Genomic DNA, 14,399 nt, shown 5'->3' on the forward strand with positions numbered 1-14,399 from the left:
ATGGGGTTAATGCGCCTGCGAGCGGGTCGCAATCGACGCGAGATTCAGCTCGCCGCGTTCGACCTGCGATTCGATCGAAGCCGGCGCGCCATTGGCGGTCTCGCCCTTGCACGAGCACGATCCGCCGCCACACGACGACGACGACATCGTCTGGCGCGGCAAATAGTGATTCGAGGGTCGCGTGCCCCACTCGGGCATCAGCTGATAGCCGCCGCGCTCGCGAATCGCCTTCGACACCACGGAATCCGGGTCGTGAATGTCGCCAAACAAACGCGCCGAGGTCGGGCAGGCCAGCACGCAGGCGGGCTTGCGGTCGCGCTCGGGCAGCGCCTCGTTATTGATGCGGTCCGAGCACAGCGTGCACTTGGTCATCTCCTTGCGCTCTTCGTCCAGTTCGCGCGCGCCATAGGGGCAGGCCCACGAGCAGTACTTGCAGCCGATGCAGCGGTCGTAGTCGACCAGCACGAGGCCGTCTTCCTTGCGCTTGTAGCTGGCCCCGGTCGGACAGACCGGCACGCAGGGCGGATCTTCGCAGTGCAGGCACGACTTCGGGAAATGAATCGTGTCGGCCAGCGGGAACGTGCCGGCCTCGAAAGTCTGCACGCGATTGAAGAACGTGCCGGAAGGATCGGCGTCGTAGGGGCGGCTATCCGAAAGACTGCCCGCCTCCCCCGAGGTGTTCCACTCCTTGCAGCTCGTCACGCACGCGTGGCAGCCCACGCACACGTTCAGGTCGATTACGAGCGCCATCTGTGTCATAGCCGTTTCCTCGGTTCAATAGTCTTGCGGGGCTTTGCGCAGCCGCCTGGCGAATTCGCCGCGTCCCGCGAAATAGGTCTGCACGACGCGCTTGAGCACGCCTCCCGGTCCCGTGCCAGTCACGCCGGGCAGCGCCTGCATCGGCGCGAACTGCGGCAGCGTGTGATCGGCGTCGGGCTCGGCGGGATAGATGCGCACGCGCACGTCGTACCACGCGGCCTGCCCCGTGATGGGATCGGAGTTGGAGACGCGCCCATTGCCCTGCGCCGCCCTGGAAGCATCGGGTATCTCATCCGAAATCAGGTGATTGAGCAGGAAGCCGCGCTGCGATTCGTTCGCGTCCGGGCCCAGATTCCAGGCGCCCGCCGCCTTGCCGATCGCATTCCATGTCCACACCGTGCCGGGCTCCACCGCTTCGCTATAGCGCGCCATGCAGCGTACCTTGCCCCACTGCGATTCCACGTAGATCCACCCGCCGTCCTCGATGCCCTGCGCGGCGGCCGTGCCCGGATTCATGTACAGATAGTTCTCCCCATGAATCTGGCGCAGCCACGCGTTTTGCGAATCCCACGAGTGATACATCGCCATGGGGCGCTGCGTGAGCGCCGCGAGCGGGTACTTCGCGTGATCGGTGGACGCGTGCTCGAGCGGCGCGTGATAGAACGGCAGCGGATCGAAGTACTTCGCCACGCGTGCGCGCAGATGGTCGGGCGGCTGCCTCCCCTTGGTCTTGCCCTGGGCCGCGAGGCGGAACTTCTGCATCACGTCCGAATAAAGCGCGATGACGATAGGCTCGTTGAATTTGCGGAAGCCCTTCTCCACCGCGAAGTCCAGGTACGGCCCGTTGCAATTGCGCATGTATTGCAGCGTCTCGGGCAGCGTGTAGTGATAGACGCAGTTGTTCTTCGCATACTCTTCCCACTGGCGCGGGTTGGGCTCGCCGACCAGCGCGTCCTTGCCGTCCTTGCCGCGCCAGCCGATCAGGAAGCCCACACCCGAACCCGGCGCGGTCTGGTGATTGACGATGAAGTCGGGATAGTCGCGGTACTTGCGCGTACCCTCCGGCGTCGTGAAGGCCGGCAGCTTCAGGCGGCTTGCAAGCTCGACCAGCACTTCCTGGAACGGCCGGCACTCGCCCGTGGGCGGCACCACGGGAACGCGCACGGAATCCACGGGGCCATCGAACTCCGAGATCGGGCGGTCGAGCATCGACATCGCGTCATAGCGTTCGAGGTAGGTCGTGTCGGGCAGAATCAAGTCGGCGAATGCGGTCATTTCCGACTGGAACGCATCGCACACGACCAGGAACGGAATCTTGTACTCGCCGTTTTCGTGCTTGTCCGCCAGCATCTTGCGCACTTCCACGGTGTTCATCGACGAATTCCACGCCATGTTCGCCATGAAGATCAGCAGCGTGTCGATCGGGTACGGGTCGCCACGCCAGGCGTTCGTAATCACGCTGTGCATCAGGCCGTGCACGGCGAGCGGATACTCCCACGAGAACGCCTTGTCGATACGCACCGGACCTCCGTGCTCGTCGATGAACAGGTCCTCTGGCGCGGCGGGCCAGCCTAGCGGGCCGTTGGCGAGCGGCGTGTTCGGCTTGACGTCCTCGGGCTTGTTAGGCGGTTTCGCCGAGGGCGGCACCGCGCGCGGATACGGCGACTTGTGGCGGAAGCCGCCCGGCCGGTCGATCGTGCCCATCAGCGACATCAGCACCGCCAGCCCGCGAATCGACTGGAAGCCGTTCGAATGCGCCGCGAGACCGCGCATCGCATGAAACGCGATCGGCACACCGGTCACGGTTTCATGCGTTTCGCCCCAGGCGTCGGTCCATTGGATCGGCAGCGTGATCTTGTGGTCGCGCGCCACCTCGGCCATTTCGCGCGCGAGCCGGCGGATCGTTTCGGCGGGAATGCCGGTGATTTCCGCTGCCCATTCGGGCGTGCTCCCGGCCATGCGTTCGCGCAGCAACTCGAACGACGGCGCGACGGGCGTGCCGTCTTCGAGCGTGTAGCGGCCTTCCAGCGCGGGCCGCGCGCCGGGCGTGTGATGCGGGACCGCGCGCTGCGTGTTCAGGTCCCACCACATGTGGTTTTGCGGAAAGAGCGCGTTGCGCTCTTCCACGGCGGGGTCGCGCATGAAGAGGCCGAACGTGTCGCTTTCCGTGCGCATGTCGAGCAGTTCCGCGCCGTTCGTATAGCGCGCAACGAACTCGTGATCGTAAGCGCCGCTTTCGATCAGCTCGTGCATCAGCGCCATGAAGAGCGCGCCATCGGTGCCGGGGCGAATGGGCACCCATTCGTCGGCAATCGCCGCGTAGCCTGTGCGCACCGGATTGATGGCGATAAAGCGGCCGCCCGCGCGCTTGAACTTCGAGAGCGCAATCTTCAGCGGATTCGAGTGATGGTCCTCGGCGGTGCCGATCATGAAGAACAGCTTCGCGTTATCGAGGTCGGGACCGCCGAACTCCCAGAACGAGCCGCCCATCGTATAGATCATGCCGGCAGCCATGTTTGCCGAGCAAAAGCCGCCGTGCGCCGCGTAGTTAGGCGTGCCGAACTGTTTGGCGAACAGGCCGGTGAGCGCCTGCATCTGGTCGCGGCCCGTGAAGAGGGCGAATTGCTTGGGGTCGGTGGCGCGCAGGTGGGCGAGGCGCTTTTCGAGCATGTCGTACGCCACGTCCCACGAGACCGGCTCGAACTGCGCGGTGCCGCGCTCGGCGCCGCGCTTGCGCACGAGCGGCTGCGTGAGCCGCGCCGGCGAATACTGCTTCATGATGCCGGACGAACCCTTCGCGCAGATCACGCCCTGGTTGAGCGGGTGCTCGGGGTTGCCGTCGATATAGCGTACCTCGCCGTCGCGCAAATGAACGCGGATGCCGCAACGGCAGGCGCACATGTAGCAGGTCGTCGTTTTCACCTCGAGCTGCTCGTTCTGGGTGCGGGCCTTGTGCTCCATCGTTCCTCCGGGTCCTGTGGGGGCGGCTTTTCGTGTGAATGCCCTCTTATCGTATAAACCCGGCGAACATAATAAAAGTCGTGATTGGCGATCTGTTCTATCGGCTCATCTTATAGTTTCGCTTCATCCTGCTTTTTCGCCAAACGCGTGTACTGCGCCGGACGATGCAATCCGCACTCGACGGAGGCAAAGATGCGGGAACACGGGCACAACTAGCGGCGCTATGGCTCCGTACTACCTTGCCCAGCAAAGCTTTCGCTAGCCTGTTACACGCGTGGAAACAGCTCGTCCATCCGTGCGTTTTGAACCAGTAACGTTAGCTTCCATTACAAGGTGCCACATCATGGTGAGCAGTGTCAGCGGAGTAAGCGATCCCGGCTATTGGAATCCGGGTCAGGACGCCAATGAACCAATTAACGAAAATCAAAAGCGTGCGGACAATACCGCTGAGTCGCCGGCGACGGACAGCGAGAACAACAACGACGCCGAATCCAATGTACGTCCGAATATCGGCGCGTCCGACAGCGCAAAAGAAAACTCGGAGCAATCGGCTCAAACTGAACAATCGACTCAACCGGAGCAATCGACTCAACCGCTAAAGCTGCCGCTAGCCGATCGACCGCCGCCAACAGCGCAATTGCGCGCAGCCCCGAATGGCGCCGCAATCCCGAACGACAAAAATCTGCCCGCGCAGCCATCGCGAACAGAGAGGCAAACACCGCCGCCACCAGAAGATCATGTGACGCTCAAGCCACCTGTACAGAGCGATCCGGTGGGCCAACTGACCAGCCCGATAGACCTAGCCAGTTACAACGGCTTTTATCAGCCTTCGTCGGCCAACAACAACGCGCGCCTGGTAATCAGCCCTTCGACAAGTCCAACCGGTTGCTTCGGAACGACGCAACTCGTCATGCGACAGGTGTCCCAACATTACGACAACCCAGACGCCAACCTGTATTCCGCATCGACCTCGATGATGGCGGCGTTCTACAGGAATCCGGCGGCCCGTCAGAACATTGTGGGTGAGGTCACCCGATTGCAATTGGAACACCGTCGAGGGCGCCTGGATATCGACCTGCCAAACCACGAACGCTGGACAAACACTTATGGAGACTCCAGGACCCCGTTTGACCAGCGGACAGACGTAACTGATAGTGTGATCGATAACCTGCGCGAGAACTTTTCCGTCTATGGCAGGACCGACCCCACAACGGGAGCACCTGTCGCTCCGCAGATCGACATGGTATCCCTCGCAACCGCGACCGAGATATCGGATGGCCCCACACATTCAGAATTCGGTCATATCATTTCGATACAAAGAAGTATCGCAAGGGGAGACTACCTGCAGGACCAGTACGTGCTCTACGACAATGGTTTCGGTGCGTTCCGGTACGAAGGATTCAACCAGCTAGCCCATGCGCTGAGCCATTCCCAGAGAGGCAGCTTGCCATCGGGCGCCAGCTGGATGCCGTACTGGGCGCGCATCAACTACTACTCCCCAACGCGCGAGAACAGCGGCCCGCCACCGCTAACCCTCAACTCACTGGAGGGGGGCCCCGGCTCTAGCGGCTACAGCACTACGCACGACTGGGACTTGCAGATCGAACCGCCGGAAACCGCCAGGCAGCCAACCATCGCGCCCGATCCCACGCTACCGCCTCCCAATCCGGGGGCGATGTTAGGCAGCCATTTGTCGGGAGACCTCAAAAAGCGCGACGCCGACGACCCTGCGCGGCCAGACACTCTATATCGCCCGTCGATACTCTCGCCCGAGGAGGTGCGCAAACAGAACGGCTTCAGCCTGGGAAACACCACGCTCGACCATGTGAATCTCAGCACGCACGCCGGCGACGTCAATGCCGACCCCAAGATATTCGACAGCGCCGGATATCTGGGCACGTTCCGCGACTCCTCGGGAGCAGCGAGCCGTCTGCCCGGCGAGCAAGGCAAGACCACGGGCTACGTGTACGACTTAGCGCCTTCACCCAATATGGTCGACGTGGACAAGAGCCTCGGCGGCCAGCGCAACAGCGGCGAGTTCGCAGCCATGGGCAATCTCTACTGGACACAGGTGCGCGGCTGGCGGCAAGTGAACAACGGTACGTCCGGCGCCTGGCAGCGCAATCCCGACTACCGTTGGGACGTGTACGACCGAACGTCGACGGCTGGCGCGCAGCCCCAACTCGCCCATTACCGCGCCGACGATCCGGCTCTGAACGACCCGGTGTTCAAACCATATGCGTCGAGCACGACACAGGGCAGCAAAACGCATACGGCGCTCGCTCAGGATTCAAGCGAAGCAGCCGTGCAGTTCTATGTCCACGCGAACGACAGACTTCAGTTGATGAACTCGCAGGTGGCGAACCGCGAAAACTATCGCGGTCCGGTCCAGGTCGTTCCGGACGTAGCGCCCAGTCCAGAAGGCAATAGTGGCGGGATCTATGCCTACGACCCCTCTGCAACGTCGTGGGCGTATTCAGGCCCGGCGATCCGCAATTCGAACCCGGAGTACCAGTTTAACTACGGTCCGGATGGCCGCTTCCATTCGGCAACCGACCCAAGTCGCGTTCTGCGCGTGAACAGCTACGGAAATATCTTTCTCGGCAACCAGCCGGACAACGCCAGCAGCACGAACGGCGTGTTCGAGTACACAGCGGACCATCGCCTGCGGCACGCCGAGGACGGAAAATACCTGTCGCGAGGAGGCTATGACGCCTCGGTATCGGTCGCGTCGTCGGCCAATGACAACTCGACCAAATGGAACGTGACGGATGACCACCAACGTCCATTGGATGCGTTTTCGATCGGAACGCCGCCGTCGTATGGTGGAAACATGCTGATCAATCCTGTCGATGGGGCCCCGTGGAATCACCTCTACGTGCCGAAGGTTGCCCAGCCAGCGTCGATGCAAACCTATGTGGGCGATTCAGGCAACGACAGCAACAACACCAACGTGCGACACTTCATTTACGGCGACGACGGCCGCTTTCACGATGCCCACAATGCGGGCCGCACACTGGGCGTGGATAGCTCCGGAAATCTCGTCCTGGGCGCGCGGCCCTCGGATCCCGCTTCGCTCAACGGCGTATTCCGCTATGACAATGGCCGGTTGATTCATGCGGAAGGCAACAAGTACCTTACGCGCGGGGGGAACCAGTCGGCGCTCTCGGTGAGCGCCGACGACGAGGGGGACTACTCGAAATGGACGATGAAGGACGATAACGGTATCCGCGTAACGCCTCCTTCGGTCACGCTCAACGATTTCGGCATGTATCCCGCCGCGAGCGCAAACAAGTTCTACCGTTTCAATCAGGACCCGGACAGCGCACTGCCGGCAGGAACGAACCGGTTCGTGACCCAGGTGCCGGGAATCGATGGGCGCGAAACGTGGGACGGCAATGAAAACAGCATCCAGGATCCGGGCAAGGCGTCGGAATGGCTTAACAGGACGCATTCGGCATTGCTGTTTCGCGACGGGTATTACGCAGTACCTGCCGGTGCGGACGCGCTGGAGATCCGTCGGCTCGACGGAGCGAAAGTGGGAAGCCTGCAGCGCGACGCGGCTACTAAAAATGTGACATGGAAAGCGGAGCCCGCGGCGCCACACTCGACGTACAAGGTGCCCGCCGCGATCTGGGACTGGGTGCGGCGCGACGAGGCGTTGGTCAATCAGTCCGCCAACGCATCACAAGCGGGCTAACGGCAACAGGCTAACGGCAACAGGGCGGACGGCTGGCCAGCCGTCCGCCCATGTCGCGCCTTCACTGCCCGAGAGGCTTCAGCACCGTGAGCTTGTTGGTCACCGACTTCACGCCGGGCACGGCCTTCGCCACGGTCGCCACAGTGTCGATCTGCGACTGTTCCTCGACCGTGCCGTTGAGCGTCACGGCGCCGTCGCGCGCCACAATGCTGATGTTCCCCGCATCGATTTCCTTGTGCTTCGCCAGCGCGGCGTACACCTTGCGGCTGAGCGCGCGATTGGCCTTTCTCACCTCTCTGGCCGTGGACGCAGCAGGCGCGGCTGGCGCCGCCTGCGCAGCGGACGACACCGCCGCCGATGCTCCCGCCGTCTCGCCACCCTGAGCGCGCACGCCCACCGCCCCGCCCGCCAGCAAGGCCGCAACCGAGGCGGCCACACTCATACGCAGGATTCCTTTTTTATTCATGGCAACGCTCCCGTTAGCCGAACCGCGAAATCAGAAAGAGTGGCGAATGCCGAGCATCGCCGCCGTGGTCGAGACGCCAGGCGCAACCGGCGCGCCATAGGTGATCGCCTGGTTCATCGTGCCGTGGTTGTCCACATAGCCCACCTGCGCGTAGAGCAGGGTGCGCTTGGACAAGCCGTATTCCGCACCGACCGCGTATTCGCTCGAATGGTTCGCCGAGACGTTGCGATCCTTAAGATAATAGAACCCGGACGTGACTTTGAAATAAGGCGTGAACTGGTAGCCAAGGCCGCCTGAAATCATTTCGTAGTTGCCATGCTGCGTGTTCGCCGGATTCTTGCCGATGCCGTACGAAGCCGACACCGAAAGCGCGTGGAACGTGTACTTGGCGCCCAGGTAGTAGAACCGGTTGTTGTTGAGCCCGGTGGCCGGGGCGTTGGCCGGCAGGTTCGTATCGTGGCCGTTGTAATAGACGGCGGCCAGATTCAGGCCATAGTTCGAATACTTGAGCACGGCCGATTCGCGCGTGCCACCCTGGAATTGCCCCGGCACGCCGCCCGGCGCATATTCGAGCGCCGCCGAAGCACCGTAGAACTTCGGCGATTGATAGACGATGGCATTGCTGTCGTACAGCGCGCCGTACGGCACGTTGGTGCTCGTGCCGGGCCATCCCGACGCCTGGCTCAGCCCGAGCCACGCGCTCAGGATACTGCCGAAGTACTGCGCGTTGCGTACATCGGTGTCCGCCATCGCGTAGATCATCGGGGTGTATTGCCGGCCCGCGTCGATCGAGCCGAACGGCCCCGAAACGCCGATAGTCGTCTGCTGGTTGAACACGGCCGTGGCGCCCGGGGTATCCGCGAGGCCGAGCTTGCCGGTGGTGCTGTTGAACACGCCTTGCAGCCGGAAATTGACCTTGTAGCCGCCGCCGATGTCCTCGCTCCCCTTGATGCCCCAGAAGCTGGCATAGATGCCTGCGTCCTTCAACGCGAACACGTGGCCCAGATTCTTCGCATTCGGCGCGAACGAGGCCGCCGAAGTGCTCTGATACAACAACCCCGTATCGATGGCGCCAAACAGCGTCACCGACGATTGCGCGTGTGCCGCGCCGGCCGTAACCGCGAGTGCGGCCACGACGCTCAACTTCCGTTTCATGCTCTCTCCTCCAAACTATTGTCAAGGCCGCCTGGTGCTGCTGGTTGCTTGCGGCCCGCTGTCTTCCTCTTATCAACGGCTTTTCTTCTTGTTGTCTTGCTACTTGCTGCCTGCCGTGGCTTGTCCTGCCACCGCGTTCACACGTCGCGCTGACGCGCGAGATCGCCCGCGTAGCGGCGCTTGCCGAGCGCGAACAGCAGCGCCGACGCGAGTGCCGCGAACGGAATCCATTGCAGCGCCATATGCAGACCCATGCGATCGGCGATCAACCCCACGATGACCGGGCCGGCGGCCAGGCCGAGCAGATTGTTGGCGAGCGACCAGAGCGCCATGGCCGTGGCGTGAATCGAAGGCGCCGTAAGTTCGGCCACCAGCGCGCCGGTCGGCCCGCACACGCCCGAGGCCATCAACATGCCAACGCCGATCAGCACGAGTTGCAGCGGCCCCGGCGGCAGGTGAAACGCGCTGGCAAACGCCGCGAATACCAGTACGCAATAAGTGATGGCCATGGTCCATTTGCGGGTCCCGTTGAGACGGCTCACGCGATCGGTCAGTATTCCGCACACGATCATACCGACGCCCGAGATCAGCACGAAGCCGGCCGCCAGCACGCTCGCGCGGTCGAGCCGCATCGCATAGGTGCGCACGAGATAGCTCGGCAGCCACGCGAACATAGCGCCCGGCAGGATCAGTTGAATACCGCAGGCCACATACGCGAAGCCGACCGATTTCGAGGTGAACAGCGCCTGCGCGAGACCGCGCGGCGTGAAGCGGGGCCGCGCCGCGCTGGCAGCAACACGTGCGCGCTCGGGCGCGAGCCGACGCTCGGTCACGACGATGCGATAGATCACCGAGAGCACGAGGCCGACCACCGCCATGGTCGCGAACGACCAGCGCCAGCCGAAATGCGCGGCCACGATGCCGCTCAACGCCATCCCGAGCATGGAGCCGAATGCGCCGCCCGCGAGGAACGAGCCCGAGAGCGTGGCGCGCAAATGCGCCGGGAACACGCTGAGCACGACCGCGAGGCCTACGCTGCCATAGGCCGCCTCGCCCACGCCCACGAAGAGGCGCGCCGCGAACATCTGCCCGTAGCTGGCCGAGACGGCGCAGCCGAGCGTGGCGATGCTCCACAGCACGGCCATCAGAATCAGGCTGCGCACGCGTCCCCAGCGGTCCGCGAGCAGCGAGAAGGGGAAGGTCAGCAGGCCGACCATCACCGAAACGATACTGCTCAGCGATCCTAACTGCGTGTCGGTGAGCATCCACTCGGCTTTGAGCAGCGGAAAAACGGCGTTGAGCACCTGGCGCGACATGTAGTCGGCGAGCAGCAGACCGAAGGTCAGCGCAAAAACACTCCAGGCATAAGCCCGGGATACGGATGGGGCGCCCGCAGGGGCGTCTCCCAGTGCGGCAGTCGCTTGCATTCCCACTTTTGTCTCCATGAATAATTATCACGGTGTCCGGGCGCGAGAACGCGCCCCGGATATACCCTTCTGGCGTGATTTTTTATTTGGTGCTGCAGCGAGAGCGGTGTCGGCCCGCCTTGTCTCGCGTGGTACGGCTCAAACGCCGCGCGACGCCTCCAGCGCGTCTTGCTCCGCACGGCGTATCAGTGCGGCGATCAGATCGTCGGCGCCGGGCCATTCGCCAAAGCCGCTGGCCGGGTTCAGGTGGCCGACGTTGCCGAGATCGACCACCTCGCTGCGCCACGCGCGCGCCAGTTCGAGCACGCGTTCATAGCGAGCGAGCGGGTCGTTGTGGCTCGCCGCCACGATGGACGGGAACGGCAGCGGCACGCGCGGCACCGGCAGCCAGCCGCTCGCGTCGAGTGCTTCGAGCGTCGGATAGCCTTCGGGCATCGCCGCCTCGAAATCGGGCGGCGCCGCCAGCAGCGCGCCCGCAATCGCACGCGGATAACGGCTGGCCCAATGCGCAACCATCACGCAGCCGCCACTATGCGCGACGATGATCACGGGCGCGTCGATGCCCGCGACCACGGCCTCGATGGCCTCGACGCGCGCTGCGCAATCGAGGTCGTCGCGGCCCATCGGCGGCACGGCGGCCACCGGGCGGTTCTGCGCGCGCAGGCGCGCTTCGAGCAGCGTCTGCCAGTGCTGCGCGACGTGGTCACGCAGCCCCGGGACGATGACGATGACAGGTTCGCGGCGCGCCATGATCAAGCCGCCGACTTCACGAGGCCCAGACCCGCGGGCTTGTGGTTCGGCAGATAGCCGTTGGCGGCCAGCGTTTCATCGGCGTCCTTGTAGAACGTGCCGATGCGGTAGATCTCGCGCGCTTCCTTGCCCGACGCGATCTCGCGGCCCAGCTCGCGCGCCACGCGCACGCATTGCTCGATCTGCTGCACCGAGGTCATGCGGTTGCCGTGCTGGTCGATGATCGTGTCCTCGATGCCGCAGCGCGGATGCAGGCCCATCGCCATCGCCATCATGTTGAACGGCAGCACGTTCTTGAGCAGCGACTCCGCCGTGAACGTGCAGCCCTGCGGGGCGCGGTGCACGAAGTTGAAGAAGTTGAACGGGTTCGGGCCGTCGAAGCCGCCGCCGATGCCGATCCACGTGAGGTTCACGGGCCCGAGATAGGCGCCCTTGCGGATCAGGCGTTCGAGCGTTTCCAGCGCATGAATGCCGGTCAGCTGGAAGTGCGCCTGGATGCCCGACGCATGCAGGCGGCGCAGATGCTCCTCGAGCCACTGCGGGCCGGCCGGCACGGTCATTTCGCTATACGCAGCCTGGAGCGCCGGGTTCGCCAGCGAGGTGCCCGCCAGATACTCGGGGTAGAGCAGCTCCATGATGTTCATCTGCGTGGTGTTGATCGCCACGGTCACCTGGTCGGGCTTCGGCTCGAGTTCCGCGAGCATGTGGCGCGTGTCGTCCGAGAGCCACTTCGCGGCCTGGCCGTCGTCTTCCGGCGCGAACGAAATCGAGCCGCCCACCTGGATGATCATGTCCGGCACCGCCGCGCGCACGCCGGCGATCAGTTCGTTGAACTTGGACAGGCGCTTGGAGCCCTTGCCGTCCAGTTCGCGCACGTGCAGGTGCAGCACCGTGGCGCCCGCGTTGTAGCAGTCCACGGCCTTCTGGATCTGCTCTTCCATCGTGACGGGAATGTCCTCGGGAAAGTCTTCGGGCATCCATTCGGGGCCATACGGCGCAACCGTGATGACAACCTTCTCCATGTTCTCGGGGTGCAGCGAATTGTCGAGAAACTGCATGTCTTCCTCCAGTATTGTGTTTTGACGTCGTGCAGGGGGCGGGCGGTCAGTAGCCGATCAATACGGCACGTCGCCGATGATGCCCGCGCGTTCCATCTTGCGGTGGCATGGCGGGTAGTCCATGACCGCGTAGTGCTGCGTGCTGCGGTTGTCCCAGATCGCCACGCTGCCCGGCTGCCAGCGCCAGCGCACCTGGTACTCGGGGATGTACGCCTGGCTGATGAGGTAGTGCAGCAGTTGTCCCGCGCCCGGGTTGCCGTCCTGGCCGAAGCGCACGCGCGCAGGGGTGTGGTAATTCACGAAGTGCGTGGTGAAGCCGTTCACGAACAGCACCTTCTCGCCCGTTTCCGGGTGCGTGCGAACGACCGGGTGTTCGGCGTCCGGGTACTGCGCCTTCAGCGCGAGGCGCTTTTCGATCGGCATCACGGCGCCAAAGCTCGCCTGGATGCTGTGGCTCGCGCGCAGATCGGCGATTTGTTCCTTGACGTGCTGCGGCAGGTTCTCGTACGCGAGCACCATGTTGGCCCACATGGTGTCGCCGCCCACCGGCGGGCATTCCACGCAGTGCAGCACCGCGCCCATCGGCGGCGCGGCGCGCCACGTGGCGTCGGTGTGCCACGCGTTTTCGTAACGGTCGTTGGGCTGCTCGGGCGTCTTGTAGATCTGCACGAGACCCGGGTAATCGGGGTGGCTGCCCGCCACCGGATGGTCCTCAAGGTTTCCGAATCGTCTGGCGAAAGCCACATGGTCGGCGCGCGTGAGTTGCTGGTCGCGCAGGAACAGCACCTTGTGCTTGAGCAGCGCCGCCTTGATCTCTCCGAACAGCGCGTCGTCGCGCACCGCATCGCCCAGACGCACGCCCACCAGTTCCGCGCCAATCGCACAGGTCAGTTGTTCGATTCTCATGATGGGGCCTCAGATCGTGAAGACGGAAGAACCCGTCGTCTTGCGTGCTTCGATATCGCGGTGCGCCTGCACGGCGTCCTGCAATGCGTAGCGCTGGTTAATCTCGATCTTGATGCGCCCCGCCGCAACGTGGCCGAAGATCTCGTCGGCAAGCGCGGTCTTCTCGGCCGGGTCGGCGATATAGTCGGCCAGCGCGGGGCGCGTGACGTAGAGCGAGCCCTTCATCGCGAGGATTTGCGGCTCGAACGCGGGCGCCTTGCCCGAAGCCGTGCCCACACACACGAGCAGGCCACGGCGCTTGAGCGAGTCGAGCGACGCCGCGAAGGTGTCCTGGCCAACGCTGTCGTAGACCACGGAAACGCCCACGCCATCGGTCAGTTCGCGCACACGTTTCGCAACGTCTTCGCTGCGATAGAGGATCACGTGATCGCAGCCGTGCGCGCGGGCCACCGCGGCTTTCTCCTCGGTCGACACCGTGCCGATCACCTTCAACCCCAGCAGCTTCGCCCACTGGCACAGGATCAGGCCCACGCCGCCCGCCGCCGCGTGCACGAGAATCGTCTCGCCCGCTTGCAGCGGCCAGATGCGGCGCATGAGGTACGCCGAGGTGAGGCCGCGCATGGTCATGGCCGCCGCCGTTTCGCAGGCGATGGCGTCGGGCAGCTTGATGAGCGGCGCGGCCGGAATCAGCCGCTCGGTGCTATACGCGCCCAGCGTGTTGATAAAGCCGGTGTAGGTGACGCGGTCGCCGGGCACGACGTTGGTCACGCCCGCGCCCACCGCCTCCACCACGCCCGCCGCTTCCACGCCCATGCCTGCCGGCAGCGGGACGGGATAGAGGCCGCAGCGGAAATACGTGTCCGCGAAATTCAGGCCGACCGCTTCGTGCCGCAGCCGCACTTCGCCCGGACCGGGCTCGCCCACGTTGACTTCTTCCCAACGCATTACTTCCGGTGCGCCGGTCTCGTGGAACCTGATCGCATGTGCCATCTTCTGTCTCCTGGTTGGTCCTGCTTGCTGCTCGTTCCGGTCGATAGGCCGTCGCGGCGCTCGTACTGGCGCACGCACACAGCTATCGTGACTGAATCCATCGTAGGACGCGGTGTTGCGCCGCGCGCCCTCCTTCCAGGAGGGGGAGCCCGCCTACCCCCACTCATTTCGCCCGTTTACCGGGTTATCACTGAGGGATTCGCCGGGTACTCGACACGCTGCAGTCA

The 14,399-nt window shown here is 63.9% G+C and carries 10 protein-coding genes; 1 reads left to right on the forward strand and 9 read right to left on the reverse strand.

Features of this window, described 5'->3' with window-relative positions; all coding sequences use genetic code 11:
• Positions 1-6: 6 nt before the first annotated feature.
• Both NH14_RS30690 and NH14_RS30695 read right to left on the reverse strand, forming a co-directional pair.
• Positions 7-759, reverse strand: coding sequence for a 4Fe-4S dicluster domain-containing protein (locus tag NH14_RS30690; RefSeq protein WP_035534171.1), 753 nt, complete (start codon positions 757-759; stop codon positions 7-9).
• 15 nt (positions 760-774) lie between these two features.
• Positions 775-3,720, reverse strand: coding sequence for a molybdopterin oxidoreductase family protein (locus NH14_RS30695; RefSeq protein ID WP_035534170.1), 2,946 nt, complete (start codon positions 3,718-3,720; stop codon positions 775-777).
• A 343-nt stretch (positions 3,721-4,063) separates the two neighbouring features.
• On the opposite strand from NH14_RS30695, the gene NH14_RS30700 reads away from it, so the two are divergent.
• A complete protein-coding gene (locus NH14_RS30700) occupies positions 4,064-7,420 on the forward strand; it encodes an enterotoxin A family protein (RefSeq protein WP_084225981.1) in 3,357 nt (1,118 codons plus the stop codon).
• A 61-nt stretch (positions 7,421-7,481) separates the two neighbouring features.
• On the opposite strand, the gene NH14_RS30705 is transcribed toward NH14_RS30700, so the two are convergent.
• From NH14_RS30705 to NH14_RS30735, 7 genes are all read right to left on the reverse strand, one after another.
• Positions 7,482-7,886 carry a BON domain-containing protein gene (locus NH14_RS30705; RefSeq protein ID WP_084225980.1) on the reverse strand — a complete coding sequence of 135 codons (405 nt, stop codon included), beginning with the start codon at positions 7,884-7,886 and terminating at the stop codon, positions 7,482-7,484.
• Between the two features lie 30 nt (positions 7,887-7,916).
• The gene (locus tag NH14_RS30710; RefSeq protein WP_035534168.1) at positions 7,917-9,041 is read right to left on the reverse strand and encodes a porin; all 1,125 of its coding nucleotides are present in this window, start codon (positions 9,039-9,041) and stop codon (positions 7,917-7,919) included.
• A 137-nt stretch (positions 9,042-9,178) separates the two neighbouring features.
• Positions 9,179-10,468 carry an MFS transporter gene (locus NH14_RS30715; RefSeq protein ID WP_052148564.1) on the reverse strand — a complete coding sequence of 430 codons (1,290 nt, stop codon included), beginning with the start codon at positions 10,466-10,468 and terminating at the stop codon, positions 9,179-9,181.
• Between the two features lie 138 nt (positions 10,469-10,606).
• The gene (locus tag NH14_RS30720) at positions 10,607-11,218 is read right to left on the reverse strand and encodes an RBBP9/YdeN family alpha/beta hydrolase (protein ID WP_035534167.1); all 612 of its coding nucleotides are present in this window, start codon (positions 11,216-11,218) and stop codon (positions 10,607-10,609) included.
• Between the two features lie 2 nt (positions 11,219-11,220).
• Positions 11,221-12,276 (reverse strand): beta-keto acid cleavage family enzyme, encoded by a 1,056-nt coding sequence (locus NH14_RS30725; protein ID WP_035534166.1) that lies wholly within the window; start codon positions 12,274-12,276, stop codon positions 11,221-11,223.
• Between the two features lie 57 nt (positions 12,277-12,333).
• Positions 12,334-13,182, reverse strand: coding sequence for a TauD/TfdA dioxygenase family protein (locus tag NH14_RS30730; RefSeq protein ID WP_035534165.1), 849 nt, complete (start codon positions 13,180-13,182; stop codon positions 12,334-12,336).
• Between the two features lie 9 nt (positions 13,183-13,191).
• A complete protein-coding gene (locus NH14_RS30735) occupies positions 13,192-14,172 on the reverse strand; it encodes a quinone oxidoreductase family protein (protein WP_035534164.1) in 981 nt (326 codons plus the stop codon).
• Between the last annotated feature and the right edge of the window lie 227 nt (positions 14,173-14,399).

It is taken from the genome of Paraburkholderia sacchari (assembly GCF_000785435.2).
Classification (GTDB): domain Bacteria; phylum Pseudomonadota; class Gammaproteobacteria; order Burkholderiales; family Burkholderiaceae; genus Paraburkholderia; species Paraburkholderia sacchari.

Bases quoted from the DNA above. Each gene is read 5' to 3' on its own strand.
- NH14_RS30690 (WP_035534171.1), bottom strand. From the start codon at position 759: ATGACACAGATGGCGCTCGTAATCGACCTGAACGTGTGCGTGGGCTGC.
- NH14_RS30695 (WP_035534170.1), bottom strand. From the start codon at position 3,720: ATGGAGCACAAGGCCCGCACCCAGAACGAGCAGCTCGAGGTGAAAACG.
- NH14_RS30700 (WP_084225981.1), top strand. From the start codon at position 4,064: ATGGTGAGCAGTGTCAGCGGAGTAAGCGATCCCGGCTATTGGAATCCG.
- NH14_RS30705 (WP_084225980.1), bottom strand. From the start codon at position 7,886: ATGAATAAAAAAGGAATCCTGCGTATGAGTGTGGCCGCCTCGGTTGCG.
- NH14_RS30710 (WP_035534168.1), bottom strand. From the start codon at position 9,041: ATGAAACGGAAGTTGAGCGTCGTGGCCGCACTCGCGGTTACGGCCGGC.
- NH14_RS30715 (WP_052148564.1), bottom strand. From the start codon at position 10,468: ATGCAAGCGACTGCCGCACTGGGAGACGCCCCTGCGGGCGCCCCATCC.
- NH14_RS30720 (WP_035534167.1), bottom strand. From the start codon at position 11,218: ATGGCGCGCCGCGAACCTGTCATCGTCATCGTCCCGGGGCTGCGTGAC.
- NH14_RS30725 (WP_035534166.1), bottom strand. From the start codon at position 12,276: ATGCAGTTTCTCGACAATTCGCTGCACCCCGAGAACATGGAGAAGGTT.
- NH14_RS30730 (WP_035534165.1), bottom strand. From the start codon at position 13,182: ATGAGAATCGAACAACTGACCTGTGCGATTGGCGCGGAACTGGTGGGC.
- NH14_RS30735 (WP_035534164.1), bottom strand. From the start codon at position 14,172: ATGGCACATGCGATCAGGTTCCACGAGACCGGCGCACCGGAAGTAATG.